The sequence below is a fragment of the Nocardiopsis suaedae genome, assembly GCF_027706745.1.
Lineage (GTDB): Bacteria > Actinomycetota > Actinomycetes > Streptosporangiales > Streptosporangiaceae > Nocardiopsis_A > Nocardiopsis_A suaedae.
In genome coordinates this window covers 1-26,748 of the sequence record NZ_JAQFWP010000063.1, presented here as the reverse complement: position 1 = coordinate 26,748, position 26,748 = coordinate 1, and the positions used below count along the sequence as shown (strand labels likewise).

The 26,748-nt window shown below is 72.8% G+C and carries 20 protein-coding genes and 1 pseudogene; 14 read left to right on the top strand and 7 right to left on the bottom strand.

Annotated elements, in window-relative coordinates; all coding sequences use genetic code 11:
• The first annotated feature begins 7 nt into the window (after window positions 1-7).
• Window positions 8-610, top strand: a complete 603-nt coding sequence (locus tag O4U47_RS25015; RefSeq protein ID WP_270680418.1) for a TetR/AcrR family transcriptional regulator — start codon at window positions 8-10, stop codon at window positions 608-610.
• Here O4U47_RS25015 and O4U47_RS25010 read toward each other — a convergent pair.
• On the bottom strand, window positions 600-878 hold the full coding sequence (locus O4U47_RS25010; RefSeq protein WP_270680417.1) for a DUF2277 domain-containing protein: 279 nt from the start codon (window positions 876-878) through the stop codon (window positions 600-602). The two genes, O4U47_RS25015 and O4U47_RS25010, sit on opposite strands and share 11 nt — an antisense overlap.
• A gap of 158 nt (window positions 879-1,036) precedes the next feature.
• On the opposite strand from O4U47_RS25010, the gene O4U47_RS25005 reads away from it, so the two are divergent.
• Window positions 1,037-2,908 carry a hypothetical protein gene (locus tag O4U47_RS25005; RefSeq protein ID WP_270680416.1) on the top strand — a complete coding sequence of 624 codons (1,872 nt, stop codon included), beginning with the start codon at window positions 1,037-1,039 and terminating at the stop codon, window positions 2,906-2,908.
• A gap of 66 nt (window positions 2,909-2,974) precedes the next feature.
• On the opposite strand, the gene O4U47_RS25000 is transcribed toward O4U47_RS25005, so the two are convergent.
• The 4 genes from O4U47_RS25000 to O4U47_RS24985 all read right to left on the bottom strand — a co-directional run bounded on the left by O4U47_RS25000 (window position 2,975) and on the right by O4U47_RS24985 (window position 7,215).
• The gene (locus tag O4U47_RS25000; protein ID WP_270680415.1) at window positions 2,975-3,427 is read right to left on the bottom strand and encodes a hypothetical protein; all 453 of its coding nucleotides are present in this window, start codon (window positions 3,425-3,427) and stop codon (window positions 2,975-2,977) included.
• 29 nt (window positions 3,428-3,456) lie between these two features.
• Entirely contained in the window at window positions 3,457-3,786 is a 330-nt protein-coding gene (locus tag O4U47_RS24995; protein ID WP_270680414.1) for a hypothetical protein, read from the bottom strand.
• Window positions 3,787-4,025: 239 nt separating this feature from the next.
• Window positions 4,026-4,604, bottom strand: a complete 579-nt coding sequence (locus tag O4U47_RS24990; protein ID WP_270680413.1) for a histidine phosphatase family protein — start codon at window positions 4,602-4,604, stop codon at window positions 4,026-4,028.
• Window positions 4,605-4,788: 184 nt separating this feature from the next.
• Entirely contained in the window at window positions 4,789-7,215 is a 2,427-nt protein-coding gene (locus tag O4U47_RS24985) for a HelD family protein (protein WP_408639026.1), read from the bottom strand.
• Window positions 7,216-7,603: 388 nt separating this feature from the next.
• Here O4U47_RS24985 and O4U47_RS24980 point away from each other — a divergent pair, with 388 nt between their 5' ends.
• The 3 genes from O4U47_RS24980 (at window position 7,604) to thyX (ending at window position 11,714) form a co-directional block, all read left to right on the top strand.
• Window positions 7,604-9,832, top strand: a complete 2,229-nt coding sequence (locus tag O4U47_RS24980; RefSeq protein ID WP_270680412.1) for an anthranilate synthase component I — start codon at window positions 7,604-7,606, stop codon at window positions 9,830-9,832.
• Between the two features lie 102 nt (window positions 9,833-9,934).
• On the top strand, window positions 9,935-10,759 hold the full coding sequence (locus tag O4U47_RS24975) for an NAD-dependent epimerase/dehydratase family protein (protein WP_270680411.1): 825 nt from the start codon (window positions 9,935-9,937) through the stop codon (window positions 10,757-10,759).
• 154 nt (window positions 10,760-10,913) lie between these two features.
• Window positions 10,914-11,714: an FAD-dependent thymidylate synthase gene (thyX, locus tag O4U47_RS24970; protein ID WP_270680410.1), complete on the top strand. Its 801-nt coding sequence runs from the start codon at window positions 10,914-10,916 to the stop codon at window positions 11,712-11,714.
• Window positions 11,715-11,780: 66 nt separating this feature from the next.
• On the opposite strand, the gene O4U47_RS24965 is transcribed toward thyX, so the two are convergent.
• Window positions 11,781-14,297: a DUF262 domain-containing protein gene (locus O4U47_RS24965; protein WP_270680409.1), complete on the bottom strand. Its 2,517-nt coding sequence runs from the start codon at window positions 14,295-14,297 to the stop codon at window positions 11,781-11,783.
• A gap of 80 nt (window positions 14,298-14,377) precedes the next feature.
• Window positions 14,378-16,501, bottom strand: a complete 2,124-nt coding sequence (locus O4U47_RS24960; protein WP_270680408.1) for a UvrD-helicase domain-containing protein — start codon at window positions 16,499-16,501, stop codon at window positions 14,378-14,380.
• A gap of 531 nt (window positions 16,502-17,032) precedes the next feature.
• Between O4U47_RS24960 and O4U47_RS31345 the strand changes: the two are divergent.
• The 9 genes and pseudogenes from O4U47_RS31345 to cmr1 all read left to right on the top strand — a co-directional run.
• Window positions 17,033-17,194, top strand: a pseudogene (locus O4U47_RS31345) (type III-B CRISPR-associated protein Cas10/Cmr2); the annotation flags it as partial.
• A gap of 837 nt (window positions 17,195-18,031) precedes the next feature.
• Entirely contained in the window at window positions 18,032-18,931 is a 900-nt protein-coding gene (gene cas10, locus O4U47_RS31340) for a type III-B CRISPR-associated protein Cas10/Cmr2 (protein ID WP_408639027.1), read from the top strand.
• Window positions 18,928-20,094 carry a type III-B CRISPR module-associated Cmr3 family protein gene (locus tag O4U47_RS24950; protein WP_270680406.1) on the top strand — a complete coding sequence of 389 codons (1,167 nt, stop codon included), beginning with the start codon at window positions 18,928-18,930 and terminating at the stop codon, window positions 20,092-20,094. The genes cas10 and O4U47_RS24950 overlap by 4 nt, the downstream gene beginning before the upstream one ends.
• On the top strand, window positions 20,091-21,032 hold the full coding sequence (gene cmr4, locus O4U47_RS24945; protein WP_270680405.1) for a type III-B CRISPR module RAMP protein Cmr4: 942 nt from the start codon (window positions 20,091-20,093) through the stop codon (window positions 21,030-21,032). The genes O4U47_RS24950 and cmr4 overlap by 4 nt, the downstream gene beginning before the upstream one ends.
• Window positions 21,029-21,463 (top strand): type III-B CRISPR module-associated protein Cmr5, encoded by a 435-nt coding sequence (locus O4U47_RS24940; RefSeq protein WP_270680404.1) that lies wholly within the window; start codon window positions 21,029-21,031, stop codon window positions 21,461-21,463. Before cmr4 ends, O4U47_RS24940 begins: the two co-directional genes overlap by 4 nt.
• Entirely contained in the window at window positions 21,450-22,553 is a 1,104-nt protein-coding gene (gene cmr6, locus O4U47_RS24935; protein ID WP_270680403.1) for a type III-B CRISPR module RAMP protein Cmr6, read from the top strand. The genes O4U47_RS24940 and cmr6 overlap by 14 nt, the downstream gene beginning before the upstream one ends.
• Complete coding sequence (locus O4U47_RS24930) at window positions 22,550-23,551, top strand: hypothetical protein (protein WP_270680402.1); 1,002 nt, start codon at window positions 22,550-22,552, stop codon at window positions 23,549-23,551. Before cmr6 ends, O4U47_RS24930 begins: the two co-directional genes overlap by 4 nt.
• A complete protein-coding gene (locus O4U47_RS24925; RefSeq protein ID WP_270680401.1) occupies window positions 23,548-25,236 on the top strand; it encodes a hypothetical protein in 1,689 nt (562 codons plus the stop codon). The genes O4U47_RS24930 and O4U47_RS24925 overlap by 4 nt, the downstream gene beginning before the upstream one ends.
• A 60-nt stretch (window positions 25,237-25,296) precedes the next feature.
• Window positions 25,297-26,484: a type III-B CRISPR module RAMP protein Cmr1 gene (gene cmr1 / locus O4U47_RS24920; protein ID WP_270680400.1), complete on the top strand. Its 1,188-nt coding sequence runs from the start codon at window positions 25,297-25,299 to the stop codon at window positions 26,482-26,484.
• Window positions 26,485-26,748 lie beyond the last annotated feature (264 nt).

Here is a 26,748-nt window from a genome sequence, read left to right as displayed (position 1 = left end):
GTGCGGTGTGGCCCTTGAATCCGCACAGCCGACCCGTCCCGCGCGCGGGCGCAGTCCCGAACGGCGGCGCGCGATCCTCGACGCCGCCGACCGGGTGATCCAGCGCGACGGCCCCGACGCGCCCATGTCCGCCATCGCCGCCGAGGCGGGGATCAGCAAGCCGATCCTGTACCGGCACTTCGGCGACAAGGGAGGGCTCTACAGGTCGCTGGCCGAGCGGCACGTCGACCCGCTCATCGACCGGATCCGCGCCGAGCTGCACGGGGAGCAGACGCTGCGCCTGCGGGCGCGCGCCACCGTGGGCGCCTACCTGCAGATGATCCGCCGGAACCTGAACCTGTACCGGTTCCTGATGGACCGGGCCACCTCCGAGGACCCGCAGACCCGCGGCGACGTGGGCATGATGGTGCGGCGGCTGGGCGAGGAGCTGGCCGGGATGCTGGTCTCCGAAGGGCACATCCTGGACCCGCTCAGGGCGCAGATCGTCGCCCACTCGGTGGTGGGCATGGTGCAGGCGGCCGGGGAGTGGTGGCTGGAGCACCCGGAGGTCGGCGACGAGGTGGTCATCGACGACCTCACCGACGCCGTGGTGGGGGCCATCACTCGGTGACGGCCTCGAACCTGCGCGTGTAGCGCTCCTTGCGCTTGCGCGCCTCCTCCTCCCGGGAACGCGGCGGGGCCGTGGTGCTGAGCTCGTCCATGAGCTCGGCCGTCGCGGCGGCCACGGCCTCCACCGCCCGGTCGAACGCCTCCCGGTTCTTAGCGGACGGCGCCGTCGACCCGCTGACCTTGCGCACGTACTGCAGCGCGGCGGCTCGGACCTCTTCATCGGTGACCGGCGGCTCCATATTGTGCAGCCGGCGAATGTTGCGGCACATACCCGCGACGGTACGCCGCCCCTGAGACCGAACGCCATGAAGAACGCCCCGGGGCGGGCTCCCACGATCGGTTCCATCGGACAGCGCACCCGGACTAACGTCGGTTCCGCCGAGGGGCGACGGAAGGCCGGACGGCCCGTGGGACCGGGGAGGCGCGCATGCCCGATGCGGAGAACGTCAACAACCGCGCGGCGTGCAATTCGGGTGACACATTTCAGTTCGGGGCGGTCCACGGCAGTGTTCACGTCGGCGCGGAGCGGACCGAGGAAGGCGGCCTCCCGTTCATCGACGTGTCCCCGCCCGAACTCCCGGAGGGAGCGGAGCGGATCCCCCACTGGGACACCGTCGCCGCCCGAACCGTCGAGGCCCTGAAGGCCACGCCGGGGCCGAGAGCGCTGCACGGTCCGGCGGGTGCCGGTACCTCGACGGTCGCCGCCGGGGTCGCCGAGAGGGTGCGCGGCGGCCTGGGATGGCCCGTCTTCTGGATCCGCCACGGCAGGCGCCTGCACGGACTCCTCCATGCCGCGTGCAGGCTGGGTGGCTCGCACGTCCGTGCCCGCGAGTTGCTGTGGGCAGCGCCCGAGGACGGCATCTCCTGGGCGCGCGAGGTGGCCGGAGCGCAGCGCACTCCGGCCCTGATCGTCATCGACGGGGCCGACGGCGGCCCAGGGGGCAGCGGCGCCGAGCGCGCGGTGGCGAACGGATGGGAGGGGGTCGGCGGCGAGTGTCGTGTCCTGCTGACGGGACGCTCCGGGCGCGCGGTGAGCGCCCGTCGGCGCCACGCCTTGGCCCCGCTCGACGACGGGGCGGCCTACACCCTGCTCCACGAGCGCATTCCCCCTCGGGATGCGGAGGAGGGCCGTGTCCTGGAGGAGGCGGTCGCCTCGTGCGGAGGCAGGCCGAGGCGGCTGTTCGAAGCGGCCTCCGCCGTTGGGGAGGAAGGAAGCCAGGAGGCTGTGAAACTCCTGCGGGCGTGGGAGCACCTGGACGCGGTCCTCGACGGTCCACACGGCATCGGCAAGAGGAGGGTCCTGGAAGTGCTCGCCGCCGTCGGTGCGGACACGGCGCCCGGGGGAGTGCCCCGGCGCTGGTGCGGGGCGCTCAAGGCGGACGCCGGATCGGCTTCCGAGGAGGAGACCCGGCGGATCCTTGACCTCCTGGCGGAGCAGCGCCTTCTCTCCCTGGGAGGGGAGGGCCCGTGGGCGCCGGTCGGACTGGACGCGCGCGTCGCGCGCTGCATGCGGACGGACATGGGGCCCGTCCACGCTGCCGAGACCGCTCTGGGCGTCCTCGAATTCTGGGCGGGCCACGATGTCCCGGTCGACCGTACCGGGCTGGAGCGGGTGCGTGGACTGTACATGTCCGTGCCCGGGGTGGGGATTCGTGCCGATACCGCCATCGGCCTCGCAGAGCTGGAGGCCCCCGGGCGTCTGGTGACCGAACGCGCGCAAGGTTTGTTCGACAGGGTGCTCAAGGTGGTGGACGGCACCTCGTCCGTGGTCGACGAGGCCCTGAGGGTGAGGTGGCGCGCTAAGGCGGGAACGGCCTGGGTCGCCGCTCGACAGTGGAGGCGGCAGACGGCCCTCGCCGAGTTCATGGAGCTCGCCGCCGTCCAGACGAACGCCCTGGGTCCCGGGCACGCCGACACACTCGTCAGTGAGTACCTACACGCAGCGCTCGCGCACGTCTACTGCGACTACCACCGGTCGGAGCAGGACTACACGCGCATCATGGAGCCGATGGCCCGCGTCTTCGGAAAAGACCACTACCGGGTCCTGTTCGCCCGCTACGACGTGATCGGGGCCCGCGCCGCGCGAGGCGACTATGCGGGCGCCGAATCGGAGATGCGCGTCCTGGCGGACGAGTGCGCGGAAATCCTCGGTCCCGACCATCACCTTACGAAGCACGCTCGCGGAGCGGCGCGAGAGTGGGGCCTCTTCAAGCACTGGGCACTGAAGGTGCCGATGAAGCTCGCGCTGGACCTCGGGCAGTTGCTGACCCGCAAACTGGCGCGACGGATCTTCGGTTAGGAGCCGTGGCACGAGCGGTCGCGGGCGCTCTGAGCGCGAGTAGGCCCCGGCGCCCCTCCGTAGGCGTCATACCGTGACGGTGTGCACGTCTTCGGCGCCGATCGCTTCGACATAGGCCCCGATGTCCCCGGGATCGCTGGTGAACACGACCGCGCTTCGGTGCTTCACCGCAGTCCACACGACGATGGCGTCCACTGCGTCCGGTCTCTTCTTCGCGGGAAGGTCCGCTTTGCCCAATACGGCTCCGATGCGCCTCCAGTCGGCGATGTCGGGCGCGGTCGTGCAGGCGATGCATTCGACCTGTCCCGCCGCTGTGGGGCGCAGCGCGGTCGGAGATGAACAGGCCTGAGGAACCGTGCACTCCTTGAGCACCGCGCTCATGGCGTGCACGGTCGCCGGGTCCGGGCGCCACACCTGGGCGAGGACGGGGCCGGGGACCACAGCGCGATGCGGGGTTCCAGCCAGGCCCTGGTGCAGCCGGACGGCCTTCGCCTTGCGAGCGGCCAAACCGATGAGCATCCCCGTGTCGTACACGGGGACCCGAGGGGTCACGCCGCGTCGCCGCGGTCGCGGTGAGCTGCGTCGTCAACGCCGTATACGAGGCTCAAGGCCTCATCGACCGCACGGCGCTCATCCGCGGACAGGGCGCCGTCGTCGACTTTGACCGGCTCGTGGTCCTCTGCAGCCTGCCCCTCGGCCTCGGCGATCAGGGCGTCGACGGCCGCGAACTCGGCTTCAGCCGCTTCGGCCTCGGCCATCTGCAGCGTAGCGGCGTTGACCATGTAGCCGGAGACGTCCATCCCGGCGCGCTCCGCATGGGACCTGATCCGCTCGGCCTGGTCCGATTCGAGACTGATACTGATCCGCACCTTGGACATGCGATCAGGGTAATACGTGTATTACGCGACGTCGAGCCCTATCACCGCCGCTCGTCGGCCCGATCGCGACCGCGCGGTGGTCACACGCCGCGACGATCCCGCCCTTCGCTGCGAGGCCACCGTCCAGCGCCGCCGTCAACGAACGGCTCTGACTTCCCGAACGGGCACTAATGCAGACATTCGTGCTCTATGGCCGGGGCCGGCCCGAGCGTCCGCCCCCACGGGCCTGGTCGGAGGGGTCAGACGCTGGCGGGAACGCGCCACTCGCGTAGCTCGGCGTTGTGCATGTTCGGGTGGCCCAGGCGGCTGAAGAAGACCGCGTGGCCGACGACCAGGATCGACCGCTCCGGGCGGTGCTCCACCCAGTCGGTGAACGCCGCCACGCGCTCCCGCAGCACGTCCTCGGGCTCCACCGGGACGCCGCGCTCGTCCGGCTCGCCCGAGTACCACCAGGTCTCGGGCAGGTGGCCGAAGTCCAGCCCGGGGAAGTCCCCGGCCAGCGCGCGCGGCGGGCGGCCGATGTCGCAGCTGTTGCCCAGGTGCTCGCGGTGCAGCGGCTCCACGACGATGGGCACATCGAGGCCGCCCGCCACCAGGAGCGCCGTCTGCACGGCCCGGGTGAGGGGCGAGGTGACGACCAGCTCGGGCGCCAGGCGGCGCACGCCGTCCGCGGCCGCCGCCGCTTGCGCCTCTCCCATCGGCGTCAGCTTCGCGTCGAAGAGGAGCGGGTCGCGCCCGGTCTGGTCGAAGACCGCATTGAAGGCGCTCTGCCCGTGCCGCAGGATGTGGACGGTGCTGTGGTCGGTCGATGGCGTCACGTGTCGGCCCCCGTCGGGTCGTCCTGTCACTGTCCCCTCCCGGAAAGGGGCCGGGAAGGGACGGCGCTGGATCAGACAGGTTTCCCGCCCGGGGTTACGCGGCGCTGACGGCAGTGGCTCGCCGGGCCGAACGGACGCGGTCGCCCGGGGCGTCCCGGCCGACCGCGCCGACCGCGCCGACCGGTCAGGCCGGGGACAGTCCCCCGAGCATCCCGGGCAGGTCCGCCTCGTGCAGCACGGTCAGGCGCCGCGTGGCGCGGGTGACCGCCACGTACAGGTCGCGCCCGCCCTGGGGCGACTGCTCCAGGATCTCGTCCGGGGCGGCCACCACCACCGCGTCGAACTCCAACCCCTTGGCCTGCGTGCAGGTCAGCACCGCGACCGGGGCGTCCAGCACCTCGGGGGAGGCCTGCGACTCCGCCTCGGGCAGCAGCGCCGCGAACGCGGCGTGCCGGGCGTCGGGCACGATCACCGCGACGCGGCCGGCCACCCCGTCGGGGTCGCCGCCCCCGCCGCTCTGTACGGCGCGCACCTCCTCCTCGGCCACGCCGGGCAGCCGCTCCTCCCACGTGCCGGGGGCGATCCGCACCGCCCGCGGCGCGTCACCGCCCTCGCGCACCGACTCCGGCGGGTCCTGGCCGGGGGCGACCTCCTTCAGCACGGCGGCGGCGACCTCCATGATCGGGGCGGGTGTCCGGTAGTTCACCAGCAGCCGCTCCTCGTGCAGCCCCGAGCCGACGTGGCGCTCCAGCATCGACGTCCACGACGACGCGCCCGCCGCGCTGCCGGTCTGGGCGACGTCGCCCACCACGGTCAGGGAGCGCGTGGGGATGCGCCGCATGACGGTCCGCCAGGCCATCTCCGACAGCTCCTGGGCCTCGTCCACGATGACGTGCCCATAGGCCCACGTGCGGTCGGCCGCCGCGCGCTCGGCGGTGGTGCGCTCGGGCCCGTCGTAGCGGTTGCGCTCGGAGAGCATGTCGGCGTCCACGACCAGGTCGCCGTCGGCGGTCCGCTGCTCCGACAGGCCGGTCACCTCCAGCACGCCCTCGGCGTAGCGCTCGGCCTCCTGGCGGCGCCGCTCCTCGGCCCGCTTGCGCGCGCGTCGGACCGAACCGTCGTCCCCCAGGAGCTCGGCCGCCTCGTCCAGCAGCGGGACGTCGCCGACGGTCCACGCGGACCCGGCCGGGCGCACCAGCGCGCCAAGCTCCTCCTGCTCCAAGGCGTCGGAGGGGGAGATGCGCGCGGCCTCGCGGGCCGCGGCGGCCAGCCGGTCGGCGTCGCTGAGGAGGTCGGCGATCAGCGCCTCAGGGGTCAGGTCCGGCCAGAGCCCGTCGATCGCCTGTCGTACCGCGGTGTCCTCCCAGAGGGTCTCCCGGGCCGACTGCAGGTCCTCCTCCGTCCACAGCGGGGCGTCGGGGTCCTCCAGCTCGGGAACCCCTTTGAAGGCGCCGTCCCAGGCGGCCGCCTCCTCCGCTTCACGGATGGAGTTCTCCAGCACGTCGTGCTGGTCCTGGGCCAGGGCGGTGAGCATCTCGTTGGCGAAGAACGTGCGCGCGGCGTTGTGCTTGACGCCCAGCTCGCGTGCGCGGTCGCGGATGGTGCGGCAGACGTCCTCGTCGACGAACAGGTCGGTCCCCGAGGCGGTGACCTCCAACCCGCCCTCGGGCACCTGCTGGCGGTCGCGCACCGCCCCCTCGACGAGTGCCGCCATCCGAAGGGACCCCTTGACGGTGGCGGCGCGGTGCCCGTCGCCCTCCTCGGCCTGGACCCCCGGGAAGAGGCCGCCGACGGTCGTCATGACGACGTCGGTCTCGCCGAGCGAGGGGAGCACCTGGCCGATGTAGCGCAGGAAGACGGGGTTGGGCCCCACCACGAGCACGCCGCGCCGCTCCAGGAGATCGCGGTGGGTGTACAGGAGGAACGCGGCGCGGTGCAGCGCGGCCACCGTCTTGCCCGTGCCCGGCCCGCCCTGGACCACCAGGGCCCCCTGCAGGGACGAGCGGATCACCCGGTCCTGCTCGCTCTGGATGGTGGAGACGATGTCGTGCATGCGGCCCGTGCGCCCGGCGCGCAGGGACGCCATCAGCGCGGCCTCGCCGACCAGCGACCTCCGGTCGTCGTCGCTCAGTCCTTCCAGGTCGAAGACCTCGTCGTCGAGGCCGATCACCGTCCGGCGCCGGGTGTACAGGTGGCGTCGGCGGGCCAGGCCGGAGGGGGTGGAGGGGGTCGCCGAGTAGAAGGGGCGCGCCGCCGGGGCGCGCCAGTCCACCAGGGCGACCTCCCGGTCGCCGTTGCGCAGTCCGATGCGGCCGATGTACAGCGTCTCCCCTGGGGCGCCGTCGCCGCCGTGCAGGTCGATGCGTCCGAAGCACAGCCCTTCCTCGACCGATTCGAGGCGGGTGAGGCGGCGCGCCTGCTCGTCGACGCTCGCCTCCCGATCCATCAGGGCGCCGTACCCGCTGCCGCCCGCGCGCTGGGCGCGCCGGAAGGTGTCGGCCGCGTGCGCGCGCTCGGCGTCGAGGTGACCGTAGAGCGCCGAGACGCGGTCCTGCTCGGCGCGGATTGACACGGCGAGGGGGTTGTGGCCCACGCTTTGACTCTGCTCCATTGCCTTGGTACACTCCATATTGAGTGGACGAGTGTGGCCCGTTTCGTTCTTTCGGAGGGGACACCCTACCACGGCGTGCGCGCGCGTGCCTTCCCGCCGCCCCGCGCCGCATCATCCCTCCCGCTTTTCTCCACGGTTCCTCCCCGGCCGAACGCCCGGTGCTCCCCATCACGGCCGCACTCGCGCTACACTTCGGCACATGCGGAACCCGGAGACCACCCGAACGCTCAAGCAGTGGTGGCGCCGCTCCTAGGCGGCGCTCCGAGTTCAGCCCTTTCCACAGGCCACGGCGACCGCCCCCGGACGGCGGTCGCATCGCGTGCACGGCGCGGCCCCGGACAGGCGGCGCGGCGGCCTCGAGCCCACCCAGCGCGATGAAGGACCGCCCGTGGAACCCAGCAACGACGCCCGACCCGCCGCCTATACCACCGCGGGCGGGATCGCCGTCCGCCGCACCGCGGCCCCCTGCGACCCCGCCGCGCTCACCGGCCTCGTCGAGTCCGTGGAGAGGCGCCGCGGCGGCGTGCTCTCCTCCGGGATGGAGTACCCGGGGCGCTACAGCCGGTGGCACCTGGGCTACGTCGACCCCTGCCTGGAGATCGCCGCGCGCGGCCGCAGGGTGAGCGCGACCGCCCTCAACGACCGGGGGCGCGTCCTGCTGCCGGCCGTCGCCGCCGCACTGGCCGAGCACGGCCCGGTGGCAGCCGAGGGCCCCGACGGGGCGACGGCGGCCGTCGCCGTCCCCGAACCCGACCCCCGGGTCTTCTTCACCGAGGAGGAGCGCAGCCGCCGCCCCGGCGTCTTCACCGTGCTGCGCTCGCTGGTCGCCGCCTTCTCCTCCGACGCCGACCCCAACCTGGGCCTGTACGGGGCGTTCGGCTACGACCTGGCCTTCCAGTTCGAGCCGGTGGAGCGGGTGCAGGAGCGCGACCCCGACGACCGCGACCTGGTCCTGCACCTGCCCGACGCGGTCATCGTGCACGACCGCAAGCGCGAGACCTGCTTCCGCTACACCTACGAGTTCACCGTCCCCGGCACCGGCGGGCACGGCCCGTCCACCACCGACGGCCTGCCGCGCACCACCGGGCCCACCCCCGAGGTCGTCCCGGCGCAGGTGCCCGGCCAGCCCGAACCCGGCTCCTACGCGGCGATCGTGGCCGAGGCCAAGGAGCGGTTCCGCAGGGGCGACCTGTTCGAGGTCGTCCCCGGGCACCGCACCTACGGGCCCTGCTCCTCGCCCGCGCGCTTCTACGAGCGGCTGCGCGAGCGCAACCCCGCCCCCTACGAGTTCTTCTTCAACCTCGGTGAAGGGGAGTACCTGGTCGGGGCGTCGCCGGAGATGTTCGTGCGCGTGGGCACCGGCTCCGACGGCCGCCGCAGGGTCGAGACCTGCCCCATCTCCGGCACCATCCAGCGCGGGGACGACCCGCTCGGCGACGCCGACAACATCCGCGCGCTCCTGTCCTCTCTCAAGGAGGAGTCGGAGCTGACCATGTGCACGGACGTGGACCGCAACGACAAGTCCCGGGTGTGCGAACCGGGCAGCGTGCGGGTGATCGGCCGCCGCCAGATCGAGATGTACAGCAGGCTGATCCACACGGTCGACCACATCGAAGGGGTGCTGCGGCCCGAGTTCGACGCGCTGGACGCCTTCCTCACCCACATGTGGGCGGTGACCGTCACCGGCGCCCCGAAGACCTGGGCGATGCGCTTCATCGAGCGCCATGAGACCTCGCCGCGCCGCTGGTACGGCGGCGCCGTGGGGGTCATCGGCTTCGACGGCTCCATGAACACGGGGCTGACGCTGCGCACCGCGCAGATCCGCGACGGAGTGGCGACGGTGCGGGTCGGGGCGACCCTGCTCTACGACTCCGACCCCGATGCCGAGGAGCGGGAGACCTTCCTGAAGGCGCGGGCGCTGCTGGAGACCCTGAAGGACGTCGAGGAGGAGGTCCAGGAGGACCAGGGGCCGCGCGCCCCGAAGGACGCCCCGGCCGCGCCCGCCGCCCCGGCGGGGGAGGGCATGCGGGTCCTGCTGGTCGACCACGAGGACTCGTTCGTCAACACCCTGGCCGACTACTTCCGCCGGCACGGGGCCGAGGTCACCACGGTCCGCTACGGCTTCGACCCCGCGCTGCTGGACGAGATGGCGCCCGACCTGGCCGTGCTCTCGCCCGGACCCGGCCTGCCGTCGGACTTCGACACCGACGCGCTCCTCGACGCCCTTGAGCAGCGGTCGCTGCCGGTCTTCGGCGTGTGCCTGGGACTGCAGGCCATGGTCGAACACGCGGGCGGGGAGCTGCTCACCCTCAAGGAGCCGGTGCACGGCAAACCGGGCCGGGTGCGCGTGACCGGCGGGGAGCTGCTCGGTGCCCTCGGGGAGGGGGAGGCCTTCCAGGCCGCGCGCTACCACTCGGTCTACTCCACACCGGAGAAGGTGGCGGGCTACCGGGTGACCGCGGTGACCGAGGACGGGCCCGAATCCGTCGTCATGGCCATTGAGGACCCGGAGAAGCGCAGGTGGGCGGTGCAGTTCCACCCTGAGTCCATTCTCACCGCCGAGGTGGGCGAAGCGATCGTGGAGCGCGCGCTGCGGCTGGCACGGCGGCCCGCCTGAAGAGGGTCCGCCCCCCGTCCGCCCCTGTTCACCGGCGTGCGGGGGCGGCCGTCGGCCGCGTCCGCGATGCTGAAAAGGCGCGTCACTCGTAGGCTTCGGCATATGGATTCACAACTCGGACGAGTGGCCGTCACAGGAGCGGCGGGACAGGTCGGCCGCACCGTGCGCGAAGGGCTCGGCGACGCGGAGCACCTGGTGCTGATCGACCGGTCCCCGTTGCCCGAGCCTGCCGACGCCGACCGGGAGACGGCCGTCGAGGCCGACATCACCGACGTCGAGGCGATGGTGAAGGCGTTCGAGGGGGCCGACGCGGTCGTGCACCTCGCCGCGATCGCGGACGAGGCCGCGATGCCCGACCTCCTCAGGGCCAACGTCGAGGGCGCCCTGGCCGTCCTGGAGGCGGCGCGCCGCGCCTCGGTGCGGCGTGTGGTGCTGGCCTCCAGCAACCGGGTCACCGGCAACTACCCGATCCACCACCACGTGTTCCCCGACGAGCCGCCCCGCCCGGACGGCTTCTACGGCGTGACCAAGGTGGCGGCCGAGGCGCTGGGGCAGCTGTACGCCGACACCTACGGCATGCAGGTGGTGGCGCTGCGGATCGGCTCCCTGGAGGAGCAGCCCACCGAGACGCGGCACCTGGCGACGTGGCTCAGCCCGCGTGACTGCGTCGGCTTCGTGAAGGCGGCGCTGACGGCGGACAACGTGAACTTCGTCGCGGCCTATGCGGTGTCGGCCAATGCGCGCCGGTTCTGGGACCTGACGGCGGGGGAGAACGAGCTGGGCTACCGGCCGGTGGACGACGCGGCGGTGTACTCCGGGGAGTTCCCGGACGACGACCCGTTCTGGCACGGCGGCCCGCAGGGAGGGGCGTTCGCGGGCCCCGAGGCGCTGGCGCCGCACCTGCCGGGAGGCGGCACGCAGGAGTGAGGCACGCCGCTCCGGCCCGTGCCGGAGCGGCACCGTCCGCCCTCCGCCACTCCCCGCCCGTCCGTCCCCGCCCCCCGCCAGGTCCCGGTAGGGTCGATGCGGCCCGGGGGCGAGGCGGTCCCCGCGGCGCGAGCGTTCGTCGAGGGGGAGCACGATGAAGCAGGTCGAGCCCGAGGTCCACCTGGTCGCCAAGCCGCAGCTGGACTACGGCGAGGTGGCGAGCTACCTCGCCGACGTCGGCGGGGAGAAGTGGCTGGAGCGGTTCGACCGGGGCGAGCTCGACGCCCACCTGAACGACCCGCAGAACCTGGCCGAGTTCGCCGGGCGCCTGTGCTACCGCTCCTGGGAGCCGGGCCTGAACCCGAACGTGACGCGGGTGCGCACCGACCAGGACGCCTACCTGAGCAACATCCTGCGCAGCCTGCACGGGTCGGTGCTGGAGCACGTGAGCTTCAGCTTCGTGCTGCACAACGTGAGCCGCGTCCTGACCCACGAGCTGATCCGGCACCGGCCCGGCGTGGCGGTCTCCCAGGAGTCGCTGCGCTTCGTGCGCCTGACGGACCTGCCGTTCTGGTTCCCTGAGTGGGCCCAGGACGACCCGGAGCTGATGGAGCGCGCCACCGACATGCTGCGGCGCATGGAGGAGTTCCAGCTCTGGATGGCCGACCACTTCGAGCTCGACGAAGAGGGCAAGAAGTTCGCCGACAAGAAGCACAAGACGTCGTTCATGCGCCGCTTCGCCCCCGAGGGCGTGGCCACCGGCCTGGTCTGGACGGCGAACGTGCGCACCCTGCGCCACGCCATCGAGGCCCGCACGGCCCCCGGCGCGGAGGAGGAGATCCGCCTGCTGTTCGGCAAGATCGCCGCAGCGGTCCGCGAGGAGGCCCCGTCCCTGTTCGGCGACTACACGGTCGACGAGGACGGCACCTGGGTCCCCGAATGGCGCAAGGTCTGACCTGACCCGAAGCGGCAAGGGGCGGGAGGCGCACGCCTCCCGCCCCGACAGACGGCGGCCTTACGGCTACCTGCGTTCGGCGAGCCACTCCCTGCAGTGGCCGAGGAACCACTCCAGCGTCTCGCGGACGATCTCCTGGCTCTCGCCCGTGAGCGCCGAGACGGGAAAGCTCGGACGCCGTTCCAGAGCCGCTTCCGGCAGCTCGATACCGGGCACCTGGTTCAGGCGCTTCAAGAGCTCCAGGCGCAGGTCCGCATCATCGAACGGCGGCCGCGTGCGCAGGTACTGGAAGACCACCTCGATGTTGCCGTACTGGGGGTAGGTCACCAGGGGCCAGCGGATATCCGGTGAGGTCGACCGCTCCCAGGCGAAGAGGCGGCAGCTGACGGCCTGGTTCGATGAGGTCCGGTAGTCCAGGACGCCGCCCAGCCTCTCCCAGGTCTCCATCAGCCCGGTGACGGCCTGCGCTTCGTCGGCGGACAGGTGGGCGGCGAGCTGGTCGAGGAACATCTGCTCCTGCTCGACGCGCTCGTTCACCTCCATGCCGGTGAGCGTGGCGAGCGTCGCCGCCGACAGGCGCCGGTCCGGGGCGGCCGCGCCGGTGCCGGTGAAGGCGACCCCCTCCGCGGCCAGCGCCTGCTCGGCCTCCGCCGTCGCGGGCACACCGTCGGTCGCCAGGACGCGGTGCGCATTGGGCAGTCCCGCCCCCTGCCGCAGGAGGGAGGCGATGGTCGCCGCCTTGGCCCCGACCAGCTGGCCGACATCCCGGTAGGACGTCCAACCGCCGGAGGGGATCGCGGCCAGGGCGGCCCGGGTCGGCTCTCCGATCAGTTCGGGGCCCTCCTCGCCCTCCTCCGCGGGGAGCGGCGCCGGCCACAGGGCGATCGCCCTGTCCGCGAGGCGCTCCGAACGCCTCTCGATCTCCGGGCGGCCCCAACTGTCCGCGTCCGCGATCTCGCGGTTCATCTCCAGAGCGCTGCGGTCGAGGATCTGCTGCTTGCGCTCGAACAGGTGGTTGGACAGGCGGGAGTTCTGCGAGGTGAGGGTCAGGTTGCCGAGGGTGTGCAGCAGCCGCGCGTGGAGTTCGGCGGGCGTTTCATCGTCGTCGGCCTGACCCGCGAGGACCTCGCCCCAGTGGGGCGTGAGCGACTGGGGCATCACGTGCTCGATCGACAGCTTGGCCTTGCGGAAGTCGACGGGCTCGTCCCCGCAGTAGCTCTCTTCGAGCCGACGGAGGACGAACGTCCTCTGCGGGGCACGGCCCGTCCAGTAGAAGTTGCGCGTGGCGATCGCCGAGCGCAGCGCACGGTCCGAGGGCCAGCGGTGCCGCGGGAGCGACAGGTAGCGGTGAACGGACTCGTCCACCGGCACGCCCGTCTGGACCGCGGCGGGTGAGGACATCATGATCCGGTTGAGCCCTTGGGACTGGATGCCGGCGAAGAGCCGCCGGACCAGATAGCTCTCCACGTAGGAGAGCGCGCGCACGACCTCTTCGGTGGAGGCGTGGTCCTGGTCACGGAGCTGGAGCAGGCGCAGGGCCAGCGCGCGGTAGATCGTGTTGCCCCACGCGACCAGCCTGGCCAGCGCCGCGCGCAGCTCGGGGTCGTCCTCATGGGCGGGCTCGACCACGCGCAGCAGCAGCTGGCCGAGGCGCCACAGCTGTTCGAGCTCCGTACGGACCGCGGCCTCGCCGCCGCGTTCGGCGACCTCCTTCAGCCGCTTCTGCTGCCCGTAGTAGACCTCGCTCTGTTTTGCGCGTTCATCCCCGCGCAGCACGAGGTCGAGCCAGGCCAGGGTCTCCAGGTGCTCTGGGCCCAGCTCGTCCTGCATGGGCGACCACACCTCGTCGTAGACCTCCTCACCCGTCTCGGGAAGGAGCATGAAGACGTAGTTGCGCAGGAGGTCGCTCTGGCTGAGCCCCTTGCCCGTGTCGTTGAGGGACTCGAAGATCCGGAACACGTTGTCGCCGGAGTCCGCCTGGATCTCCACGAGGCTCAGCCGGCGCCCGACGGCCGCCTCGACCTCGAGGAGCTCGTCCTCGGAGTACGTGGCCATCTTCTGGAGGAAGAAGTGGTGGGCGCCTTCGACGCCGTCGGTGTCGCCGTTCTTGGGGCGGCCGTCGACGACCGCCTTGAACACGGCGCGGTCGACCTGGGTGGGCAGGAGGCGGAACTTGTCGTCGCGCTTCTTGTACCGGTTGACCAGGTAGGTGTCGTGGATCCGGTCGGCGTTCTGGTGGGCGTCGGACTCCTCGTCCCCGCCGTCGCCGAGGTCGCGCAGGCGGTCCCGGACGGCCGCGAGCGCCAGGGTCAGGCTCGTCAGCCGCTGCTGCCCGTCGATCACCAGCCACCGGGTCATGTCACTGGCGGCGGATGCGCCCGGGGCCATGACGACCGAGCCGAGGAAGTGCGTCGTGGCGCTGCCCGCCGGCGCCGCACGGTCGTTCTCGATCTGTTCGAGCAGGTCCTCCCACAGGCGGGAGAGCTCGTCCTTCCCCCAGGAGTACGGCCGCTGGTACAGCGGGATCTGGAACTGCTTGGTCCCCTCGACCATCTTCTGGAATGCGGTTTCGTAGGCCTTCATGCTCCGGGCTCTCGTCGGTGTGACTGGTCGTGGGAGGGGCCGCTCAGCGGGAAAGCGGTCTTCCCTGTGCTGACGGCCGGTCAGCGGGAAAGGAACCGGCTCGGCTCGCCGGTGTAGGAGACGTACAGGGAGTCGCGGGCCCGCGTGCACGCCACGAACGCGAGATTGCGCTCCTTCTGGACGTCGTGCGCGTGGGCGACGGGGTCCTCGTCGGCCGGGACCAGGTGGGGCTCGTAGGGGAGATGCTCCGCGTCGGCCCCGACGACGGCGGTGCACCGGAACTCCAGCCCCTTCATCGAGTGCATCGTTCCGACGCGCACGCCGCTGTTCTCGGCGAGCCCGCACGTGGCGATGGAGCGGGTGCGGAGTGCTGCGGCCGCTTCGCGTGCAAGGGCGTCGGTCCGCGCGGCCACACCGATGGCGTCGGCCTCGACCCCTTCGGCCGTCCATGCCGTCACCCTGTCGGCCAGCGCCGACAGTTCCTCGTCCCGGGAGGGGAAGGCCTGCACGACCGGCGTGCGTCCGTGCAGGGGAGAGGAATAGCCGTCGAGCCGGTCCTGGAGGCCGTCGAGCCCTTCGACGGGGGAGGTGCCGAGGAGGGGGACGGCCCACGACAGGATCTCCTGCGTGCTGCGGTAGTTGACGTTCAGCTTGCGGCTGCGGCCTCGGACGTTGATGCCGACGGCCGCCAGGGAGACGCGGTGGTCGTAGATGCGCTGGTGCGGGTCCCCGGCGATGAAGAGGTCGTCGGGGCCCTCGGGGACCAGCGCCCGGACCAGGCGCCACTTCGCAGGGTGGAGGTCCTGCGATTCATCGACGACGACGTGGCGGTACAGGTGCCGCCCCTTACGGGCGAGGACCGCCGCGGCCTCGGAGGCCAGTTGGGTGAACGTCCACTGGCCCTGGGCCCGCATCCGGTCCGTGGCCCCCAGGACGGCGGACCAGATCGCCTTGCGGTGCCCCTCGCCCAGCCGCCCGCCCCTGCCGCGCCGCCGGGCCTTGAGGTACTCCTTCTCGGTGGTGAGCTCCTGCGCCAGGATGACGTGCTCCCACTCGTCGAGGAGGAAGCGGCCGCTGAAGCCGGTCTCCTCGGCGAAGCCGTCCCACAGGTCCATGAGCTCGCGTGTCCGCGGGAGCGCGGGCATGGCGCCCGTCTCCTCGCGCACGACCTGGTGGGCGATCTTGTCGAGGTTGCGCACGTCGACCAGGCGGCGTTCCTCGGAGGCGCCGGCGAGCAGGTCGATCTGGGCGCGGAGCGCGGCATCGAGGGTCTTGGTGAACGTGGTCAGCAGGATCGGCGGCTCCCCCGTGCCGCTGTCGCCCGCCTCCTGTCCGGAGGCGTGCACCCGGGCGGCGAGGTGGGCCGTGCGGTGCACGGCCGTGACCGTCTTCCCGGTCCCCGCGCCGCCGGTGACCATGGCCGGGCCGCCGTAGCCCTCCTTGTAGGCGATCCGCTTCTGCCGCGGGTGGAGGAACGTACGCCAGGCGTCGAAGGGATGGTCGAGGATGTCCTGCAGCTCCTCGGGCCCCTCCACGAAGACGGCCCGCTGCGGGGTGCGGCGGATGGCCGCGGTCAGGTCCTCGGGGTCGATGTCGGAGGGCGCGACCTCCTCGACCAGGTCCTTGCTGAGTTCGGCCCACGCCTCCTCCACGGTCATCCCCGAGGCCAGGGCGACGAGGGCGTTGTGCTGGGCGGCCGGGAGCATGGGCTGGAGCGCGTCCAGGTGGGTCTCGTCGGGCAGCAGGCGCACGATGCGCTGCGTGTGGGCGTCGATCCCGAGTTGGGCGAGGTGCTTGTCGGCGACGTGGTCGAACAGCCGCTTCTCCGCGCCTTCGGCGGTCGGCCGCAGGGCGGCCCCGACCGTCTCCAGATTCGCCTCGTCGCGGAACTCCAGTACGCCGAACGCCTGGTTGACCGAAGCGCGCCGCCTTTTGCAGTACTGGTAGGCGTCGTCGTGCGGGAGGACGGCCACGAGCAGGAACATGTCCCCGTCCCCGGGCGCCAGGACGACACCGCGGTATCCGAGGGTGATCCGCAGTGTCCGCCACCGCGGGTCCATCGCCTCGTGGGGGCGTTCCAGGTGCCCGCCGGCGAAATAGGTGTCGGAGAACTTGCGCAGCGCCGCGTTGACCGCCTCGCGCACCCTTTTCTCCAGTGCCGCGTACTGGCTGAGGAAGTCCATGGCGAGCGCGAGCTGGGGCATGGGGGCCTTTCCGGTGCGGGGGCGGGGCAGCGGGCGGGATGTCCACCAGGATAGGGACCGGAGGTCCCCCTCGGGACGGATGAGCCCTCCCGGCCGGATCCGGACTTTCGGCGGACCGCCGGGCAAGAATTCCGGACTCGGTGCGGCCCCCGGGGCTCCACGCGTCAGTCGGTCGCCGGCATTGAGCCCGTCCTGTTCACGTGGGGGGAAAGGGGCGAGGACGCGGCGGAGGGGACCGTCGGGCGACTCCGTGGGCGCGCGGAGCGGCGCCGATCGGAGGACGCCTTCCTCCCGGCTTCACAGGAGCGACTGCCACATCCGGCCACTCGTGAAAGAACCGGCGGGGTGGAGGGGGCCGGGTTGCTAGCGTTTGGCTCCTCCGGTGCGGGCGGGCCGGTGGTCGTCGCCGCCGTGCCCGCCGGACCGTGGACGGAGAGCAGGCACCGACAGCGCACGCCGAAAAGAGAACATGCCCCCCACACAGACCCCTCCCGGGCGGGAGGTTCGCAGGTGTTCCCTGGCGGACCGCCCATGACCGGACGTGACCTCGTCGTCGTCGCCCTGGCGGGGGTGCAGCGCTACATCGAGGAATCCCGCACCACCACCGACCTCCGGTCGGGGAGTCAGATCATCGCCGGGCTCGCCGCCGCCGGTGTCGAGTGCCTGCTCGCGGACGACCGCCTGGACGCCCGCATCGTCTTCCCGGTCGAAGGGCGCGCCCGCGGGGCCGAGGACGGGATGCCCAACCGCATCGTCGCCCGTGTCGCGGCAGGGACGGGACCCCGGGCCGCCGAGCAGGTGCGCGACCACCTCGACGGGATGTGGGCCCACTGGGTCGGGCAGGTCTTCGGAGAGGACGACGGCAGGCGCGCCCGGGGAGAGCTGGACACCCCCGGCTGGCCCGTCGTCCAGTGGGTGAGCGTTCCCGCGGAGGCCGGTGACCATGCCGCCCAGTGGCGCCGGGCCCAGCGGCTGCTCGCCGGGCGCAAGAACATCCGCGACTTCGCCCAGCCCCTCGACGCCTCCCGGCCGCTGTGCACGCTTTCGCCCCGTTGGCGGTCGGTACCGCCCCCTCAGCGCGCCCCCGAGCACATGCGCGGCGAGGACCTCTCCGTCCCGAGCTGGGTCAAGCGTCTCTGGCACAGGCGCGGCGGCGGCGAGCAGAAGGGGTTCCCCTCTACCAAGGGGATCGCGTCGGCCCACTACCGCGCCGCGGTCCTGCGCCACTGGGACCGGCCCGGGATCGCGGAGGCGGTCAGGGACCTCAAGGACTGCGTCGACCAGGTCGACAGGCAGGACATCTCCGAAGCGGCGCTACCGGGGTTCCCCGAGGAGGTCACGGGGGCCGGCGGCGGCGACCCGGCCGCCGACTGGTTCCGCGGGCGGGGCGCGCAGTGGGTCTACCCGGGGGTGTGGCACCTCGACGCGCTCGCGCACCGCTTCGGTCTCAAGGGCGACGACGGAGAGGCCGGAGAGGACGGGGAATCCGGCCTGCCCGAGCTGTTCGAGGAGGCGGTCGGGCTGGGCGCGATGGCGTCCAAGGCCTTGGCGCAGGCGGGCGAGCAGGCCGGGCTGGCGCCGCCGTCTCCGCACCTGGCCGTGCTCGTCCAGGACCTCGACTCCATGGGCCGCTTCCTGTCCGGCAGGGGCCGTGGCCAGGACGGCGGACCGCTGGAGGTCACGGCGGAGGAGCACGGCCGGATCTCCCGCGAGTTGTCCGAGGTCGCCGCAGAGCAGCGCTCCGCCGTCGAGAAGGCCCTCGGCACCGTCGTCTACGCCGGGGGCGACGACCTCTTGGCGCTCGTCCCCGCCGCCCAGGCCCTCGGCGTGGCGCGCGCCTGCCACGACACCGTCCGCGCCCCGCTGCCCACCGCCAGCACCGGGCTGCTCTTCTTCCACCACGACTCCTCGCTCCGCGAGGCCCTGCACCGCGCGCACGAACTCCTCGCGGAGGCCAAGCGAAGGGAGGGCAAGCACGGCCTGGGCATCGGTTACATCCGCAACAGCGGCGCGCACGCCGAATGCGTCGTCGGCTGGGCGGACGGCGCCCCGCCCGAGGAGGCGCTGCGGGTCTTCATGCCGCGGGGCGACAGCGCCCGCATCCGCCTCTCGCCCCGCCTCTTGGCCGACCTCATCGCCGAGCGGACCCACCTGGACGGGGGTGCCGACGGCGCCGGGGAAGATCACCGGCCGCTGCCGCGCGGGGTCGCCGAAGCCGAAATGCGCCGCCTCATCCGGCGCCACACCACCGTCGCCCCGCCACCCGGCGGCAGCGCTCCCCCAGAAGCCGCCCCAAAGGACGACGAGAAGCTGAAACGCGCATTCGCGCACGACGCCGTCGCGGCCCTCGCGCGCTTGGCGCCCGAAGGGCGCCTGCTCGACGAGGACGCCGTGCGTGTGGCCGTCTTCCTCCGCCAGGAGGTGCTGTGAACGCACGGACACCCCGCCCGCCCGTGACCGACCGCTGGCTGGTGGTGCAGCCCCACGACACCGTCCAAGTGCGGGACGGGCGCTCCTTCGACGCCGGGACCGGAGGCATCGCCCACAGCGTGCGCCCGTGGCCCTCCACGATCGCCGGGGCCCTGGCCGCCGCCCTGGGAGGTGAGGACCCGCAGAGCGTGCGCGGCCCCGTCCTCGTACGGCGGACGGGCGACGGTTGGCGGCCCTACTTCCCCGCCCCCCATGACCTGCATACCGACCCGGTGCGCACGAAGGTCTGGCGCATGTTCCTGCCAGGAGGCCCCGATGCGCAGCCCGGATCGGGGCCCGGCGGGGCCGGAGCGGTACCCGTGACCGACCTCCACAGCACCGCCGAGGCGGGCGGCATCGGCGGCCTGCGTCTGCCCGCCCTCCCCGACGACGTGGAGGACGAGGACAAGAAGACCGCGCCCTGCGATGCGCTCCTCTCCGGAGGGACCCTCCAGGACTACCTCCACGGCGCCCTGGTCGCCCCCGGGAGCGTCGCCTCCTATGACGTCCTCGACGCGGTCGACGACCCGGTCGTCCCCGAGCCGCGCACCGGCATCGAGCTGGACCCGCGCACACGCACCGTCCGCACCGGGATGCTCTACCGCACCACGCACATGCGCCTGCGGCAGGGATGGGCCTTCGCCGCGCACGTGACCCCCGAGCCCCGGCAGCAGCGCCAGGTCGACATCGGCCCGCCCGACCCGGTCCAGTTCGGCGGGCTGGCCCGCATGGCCGACGTCGACCCGGCCCCGGGCGCCGACTGGCCCCGGGCCCCCGCGCGCTTCCCCGGCGGGCGCGTCCTCCTCTACGTCGCCACCCCGGCCCTGTGGCCCCGGGGATGGCACCCCGAACCGCCCCCAGGGGCCGAACTCGTCTCGGCCGTGGTGGGCGACCCCCTGGCGGTCGCCTCCGCCTCGCCCAAGGCCGGGGACGAGGGGTTCTGGAACACGCGGGTGCTCGCCTGGGCCGTCCCGCCCGGATCGCTCTACCTGCTGCGCTTCCCCGGCGAGGAGGAGGCCGCCGCCTGGGCCGCCGAGCACCACGCCCGCGCGCTCGGCCCGCCCGCACGGGAGCGCATGGACACCGCGGGTTTCGGAGTCGTCCTGACCGGAGTGTGGTCGTGAGAACCTATCTGCTCTACCTGTACACCGAATCGCCCCTGCACGCCGGGGGAGCCGAGGCCGACGGCTCGGTCGACCTGCCCATCCAGCGCGAGGCGGCGACCGGCCACCCCCTCGTGTGGGGTCAGAGCCTCAAGGGCGCGCTCCGGCAGGCCGCCTACGACGCCGGGTGGGGGGACCGGCGAGACGGCGCCGCCGACGGCGGGACCCTCCTGGACGAGCTCTTCGGCCGCGCCACCTCCGGCGGCGACGACGGCCCCGGCATCAACGGCAACGCGGGACGCCTGGTGGTGGGCGACGCCCAGCTCCTCGCCGTCCCCGTGCCGACCCTGAAGGACACCTTCGCCTGGGCCACCTCGGCCCTGGCGCTCAGCCGCCTGGCCCGCAAGCACGCCCGCGTCCGCGACGACCGCGGCACCCGCCCCTTCCCCGCCGTCCCCGACGGCGGCGGCGTCTGCGCCAAGGACAAGTGGGCGGACGCCCGGCAGGTGCTCGGTCCGTGCGTGGTGCCGGTGCGCGGCGCCAAGAAGGGCGAATCCGACCCGGTGGCCGAGTGGGCCGACCTCATCGCCCGCGAGGGCATCGGCGACGAGCCGTTCTTCGCGCCTTTCGCGGGCAAGCTGCGCGAGGACCTCATCGTGGTGGACGAGACGGTCATGGGCCAGCTCCTCAGGGAGTGCACCGAACTGTCGGTGCGCGTGCAGCTGAACGCGGAGAACAAGACCGTCGCCAACGGCCCCTTCACGAGCGAGTACCTGCCCGCCGAGACGCTGCTCGTGTCGGTGCTGACCCTGCGCGACGACGGCGCCGCCTCCAGCGGCCTGGCCGACCGGGTCGACGAACTGCTCGACGGCCGGGTCCTGCAGGTCGGCGGCGACGAGACCCTGGGCAAGGGCCTGGTGTGGGCCCACCTGGTCAAGGGGGAGGCGGACGCCGTATGAGCGGAGCCGTGCGCATCGACCAGGAACTGGCGGCCACCGCCTACGAGATCCTTCCGCAGAAGGTGACCAAGGAGGTCCGCACCCGCATGCGGCAGCTCCCCTCGCGCCTCAGAGGCGGAGGACTGGCCGCGACCTACGCGTTCATCTGCGCCCGCGCCAACGATTCCAAGGACAAGCTGCAGCAGGCTTACGGCCTTCTCGCCGACAAGATCGCCCAGCGCCTCGCGGACAGGCGGATCCTCGGCAAGGCGGGGGACACCATGACCCGGCAGGAGTGCCTGAGGCACCTGGCCGGCGCCACCCCCATCGAGTACGCGCGCGCTTCGGCGGAGATCGACGCCCTGGCCATCTGGCTCTCCCGGCTGTCCGACGCGTTGTGGGACCGCTCCGACGAGGGAACCGGGGAGGGAAGCGACAATGCCCAGAGATAAGCGCGCCCCGGGCGCGGGAGGCGACCCGGACGACGAGACGGTCCACCCGTTCCGCGCGTACGGCCCGCTGGGCGCCCGGGTGCAGGTCGAGCGCCGCATCCCCGTCGATGAGAATCGCAAGAAGGGCCGCCCCTCCACCGTCCTCAAGGATGGCGGGGGCGACGTCGACAAGGGCGCCAACGCCCTGGTCCTCCTCCAGCGCTTGGCGTTCGAGAAGGAGCACGAGGACCAGAAGCTCAAGGTCGCCGAGGCGCGCGGGCTGCTCAACCGGTGGGCGGCCGAATCAGGGCTCGGGCAGGGCAACGCGGAGCTGCTCAAGGGCGCTCTGGCACGTCGGCACGCCTTCGTCGAGCGCTGGAAGGCAGGGGAGACGCCCCGGCGCTACGCCGAACGGCTGGAACTGGTGCCCGAGTGGCGCATCGTCACCGGCCTGGGCCTGCAGTACGGCGAGCAGGAGAGCGGCCTGGCGATGCACGGCACCTACGGGTGGCCGGTGATCCCCGCCTCGACTCTCAAGGGCGTGGCGGCCGAGGGCGCCCGCGTCGTGGAGAAGGAACTGGAGGAGGAGCTGAAGGCGCGGAAGGCGGAGGCGGAGGAGCGGACGGAGCGGATCTCCGCGTTCCGCGAGAAGGTCCGCCGGATCCTCGGCGGCCCCCGCCCCGGCGAGTCCCCCGCCACCGACGGCGAAAGCCCCCAGGGGAGGGGAGCCGTCCGCTTCCTGGACGCCCTTCCCGGAGAGAAGGGGGTGCGGGTGTACGACGACGTCATCACCCCGCACCAGCAGCCCTACTACACCGACACCATGCCCGGCGGTGGCCCCGCGGCACCGCGCCCGCCCGCCGAGCACCACAACCCGGTCCCCGTGCCCTTCCTGTCGGTCAGCGGCACGTTCCACGTGGACCTGCTCGGCGACGACGAGGACGCTCTGCGGACCGCCGCCGAGTGGCTGGAGCGCGCCGGGGACGAGAGCGGCGTCGGCGGCCGGACCACCGCCGGATACGGCTACTTCATGTGCCGACCGGCATCCGCCCCCTCCACCGGGGGGCCGGCCGGGGCGGGCAAGGGGACGAAGAAGGGGAAGCGCACGTGACGGCCACCGGGACCGTGCACATCGTCAGCGTGGGCCTCAGCCTGTTCGGCAACCTCAGGGCGGAACCGGCCGCGATGGCCGAGCGGCACCGGTTGGACCGGGAGGTCGCCGAGAGCCTCCATGCCCGGAGGAAGCGGCTGCGCGACGCGGAGGACTCCGGCGACCGGGACCGGCAGGCCGAGCGGGTGGCCCGGGCCGTGAAGAAGGGGGAGGAGGCCCACACCGAATTCACCGCGCTCCTGCGCGAGGTGCGCGTGGAGGAGTGGAAGCCGGGCCTGAGCGCCGAACTGTCCGCGCTGGCGGCCTACCTGGGGCGCCCGGCCGACGGACCCGGCCCGGGCACATGCGCCCTTCCCTCGCAGGACACGGCGGTGCTCATCGCCAGCGACACCGGCCCCGGGCTGCGGGCCGCCCTGGTCAACGCCGCCGCCATGGCCGGCGGCGACCTGGGGCGCGTCCACTACCTGCACGACCCGTCCGACGCCGTGGCCTCCCTCGACGGCGCGATCGTCATCGTCCGCGTCCCGGGACTCGATGCTCGGGACACGGCGGGCTTCATCGAGGCCATGCGCGACCTCGGCGGTGTGGGGCGGGGCGTGCGCCGCATGGTCGAGCGGGCCAGGGCGCACGGTGCCGGTGAGCGCGTGGTCCGCTTCCACACCTCCGGCGGCTTCAAGGGCGCACTGCCGTTCGTCCTCGGAATGGCCGAGGCACTGCGCAGCATCCTCGGCCCCCGAATGGTGAAGGCGTACGCCGTACACGAGCTCAGCTCCGGCAGCGCGGTCGAAATGCCGCTGCGGTCGTTCCACAGGGAGTTCCTGGAACGCCAGTTCAAGGGCGTCGAACGAGGGGACGGGGTCTTCAGGACGGAGCCGCCCGACGGGAAGCCCTTGCAGGGTTTCGCCTACGACTTCGACAGCGACAAGCGGGAGTGGCGCCTGACCCCGTTCGGGTATGCGCTGAACGAAATGCTCCCTGAGGCGACGAAAGAGCCGTGAGCGAAACGCACCCCGAGCACGGGGACCGTGCCGCGCTTGGGCCTTCGCTGCCGTCGATGCTCGTCGCCCTGGCGGAGCGCCTCACCACCGGCCTTGGGGCCGTGGCCGACGCCGGACGCGACGGCGCCGGCCGGGGCGGTGCGGCATCCGGCAACGACGCCGCCGCCCTGGCGGGGGAGGAGCTGCGGGAGGCCGTGCTCCAGGTCGACAGGGCGCAGCAGGACGAGGGGATCGGCTACCGGCAGGCCGGTGAGGGCCTCTTCCGCCTCTGGGAGGAGCAGCCGCACACCGCCCGCGTCCTCGTCCACCGGCCGGAAGCGTTCATCGCGTGGCTTCCGCGCGTGCTTCGAGTCCGGCCGGACCTCACGGAGGAGGAGGCCGAGGCCCAGGGGCCGTCCGTGTGGTGTGTCCTGGCGGGAACCGTGGACGCGCTCTGGGAGTACGCCCAGGGGGACTCGGCGGGGGCGCACCGGATCCGCCGGTGGGAGCCGCTCATCGCCCGTATGCGCTTCCTCGTCCTGGCCGAACCGTTCCGGGACCTCGGCCTGTGGGAGCCGTCCTGGGCGTCGACGAGCGCTCTGGGGCGGGTCTTCGGCTACGACACCGGGGTCGAACTGATCCGCCGCGCGCGCGAGGCGCGCGAGGCGTGGCGCGCGCACCTGGGCGGGTACCAGTCCGTGCCGCTGTTCGACCATGCGCCGCCGTTCGCCGTCGAAGAGGAGGTGCGCGCGCTGGCCTTCGCCTCGGGGTTCGACGGGCGTCCGCTCGTTCTCGCCGACCTCGCGCAGTGCGAGCAGGGTGGGCGGGGCGGCGCCACCCTTGCCGTCCCCACCGGGCTGCCCGCAGACCGGGCCGTCACGGAGGACGCCGTCGAGCACCACCTGCTGCCCCGGTTCGCGGTCGTCGAGGCCTGGGCCGCGGTCGTGGGCAGGCCGGGCGCCTGGCGCGCGAAGGGGCAGGCGCTGCTGTTCGGCGCCGTACTCGGCACGGCCCTCCTGGCACTGGTCTCGGCCGCCGTCGCGGCCCTCGCGTCCGGAGCACTGGGCTCCTGGTACCTCGCCGCCGCGTTCGCGGGGGCGGCCTACACGGTGATCGGGGCGGGAACGCTCGCCTACGGACGCCGGTGGGCGATGCCCCTGATGCTGCGCTTCCCCGCTGCCGCCGTGGTCGGGCTGATCGTGCTGGTCGCCTTCCACCCCGACTGGTGGACGGGGCTCTCCCTCGGGTGGGCGAGTGCCGGGACGGCCCTGCTCATCGCCGCCGCGCCGTTCGGCTACCTGCTCACCCAGGTCCGCAACCACAACTCCGGCCAAGTGCCCGAAGGCGGCGGCCGGACGCGGGTCCGCGGGCGGGTCGTCGCCCGCGCCGCCCTGGCCACGGGGACGGGGCTGGCCCACGCCTTTCTGGTGGCGCTGCTGGGGATGGTGCTCGTCGCCCCGGTCTTCTCCGAGGACGGGGACCGGCTGCGCACCGCGTGGACCGGGGACGCGGCCGCCCCCTCCTCCGGGGCCTCGACGGAGGCCTTTCCGGCGGCGGAACCGCCCAGGCGGCCGGGCAGTCCCGCGGCGATCCTGGCGCTGGCCACCTCGGTCTGCCTGGCGGCCGGGGTCTTCTCGCAGATCCTCTGGGACGACAAGCCGGTCACCGCGCCCCTGTCCCATCAGCGTTGGCGCTCGGAGCGCTGAGCAGAGACGCGGAGACGACGACGGCGCAGACGAGACGTCTGAGAAAGGAGGGCGGCACCGATGGCGTGGACGACGTTCGGGCTGAAGGTCACGACGCCCCTGTTCAACCATGACGACACCGCGACAGGGCTGCGGGTGGCGTCCATCAAGGGCCCGATGCGGTACTGGTTTCGCGCGCTGGCCGGGACGCGGTTCGGCGACGACGTCAAAGGGCTGGCGCGTCTCGAACAGGCGGTCTTCGGGAGCACGGAGCGCAAGTGCCCGGTGCGGCTCCGCCTGAGCGCACAGCCGAGGGACACTTACCGGGGCGCCGCGGGGACGCTGCCGCTCTCCGACGACGACGGGAAATGGATCGCCTACCTGCTCGGGCAGGGCCACGTCGTCTACAACCGCGAGACCAAGAAGTTCTCCAACACGCGTCCCTACGTCAAACCCGGCGGCACCTTCACGCTCAAGGTGGGCTTCTCCGGAGACGAGCGCGCCGACGCGCTGACGATGGCGGGCCTGTGGCTGGCGTGCACCTACGGCGGGTTCGGTGCCCGCACACGGAAGGGGTTCGGGGGCGTGCGCCTGATCCACCAGGACGGCCCCCTGCCCAAGGTCTGGCAGCAGCATTCCGCCGACACCCCGGGGATCGACCACTACCGGGCCCTTGGCCACCTCCCCGTGTCGGATGGCGCCCTGGCCGAGTGCGCGAAGAACTACCTGCCCGAGGCGAACGGGCGCACCGGCGGCACTCCGAGGTACCCCGTGCTCGGGGAGGGGGCGACCATCGCGGCGCTGGGCGAGCCGAGCGGCGGCACCTGGCGCGAGGCGGCCGCCGAGGCCGGGGAGTTGTACCGCCACTTCCGGGCGCCGCGTCCGAACCGGTCGACAGAGGCCAGGTACGACCCCTTCATCAAGACCGCTGAGTACGAAGAGGTCGTACACGGCGACGACACACGCTTCCCGCTGGGGGCGCTCGGGCTCCCGGTCGTGTTCAAGGAGGGAAACGTCGTCAACGCCTACGACGGCGGCGAGGACCTGCGCCGCGCCTCACCGCTGTGGTTCCGGTTCGTCGAGGACCCGGAGCGCAGGGAGTGGCGGCTCTTCTCCTTCGCGTTCCACAGTGCCTTCCTCCCGGGCGGCCGCGGCCCGGAGGTCCGCCTGCAGGGCGGCAAGCAGGGCAGGAAGACGGTCACGGTGACCGACGCCGACGTGCGCGAGCGGACGCAGGCATGGATGGAGGCCTCCACGTCGCGCGACTGAGCGCGCTGTGCCCGCGGCAGAGCGGATCCGCGAGGACCTGGCCGAACCCATCCGCCCCGCGCCGCGATCGCCGACCGGGCCACCGACCGGACCGCCCCGGGCCGAGGAGAGGACGCGACCATGGTCGACATGCCGTCCGGCGGGCTTCTCGCGGTCCGGGTCGGTGGGCGGCTCGGCCGGTGCCCCGCTCATGCTCCCCGGCCGGGCGGCGGGCGTCGGAATGCAAGGTGACCGGCAGCAACGACGGCACCAGCCGGTGCCCCG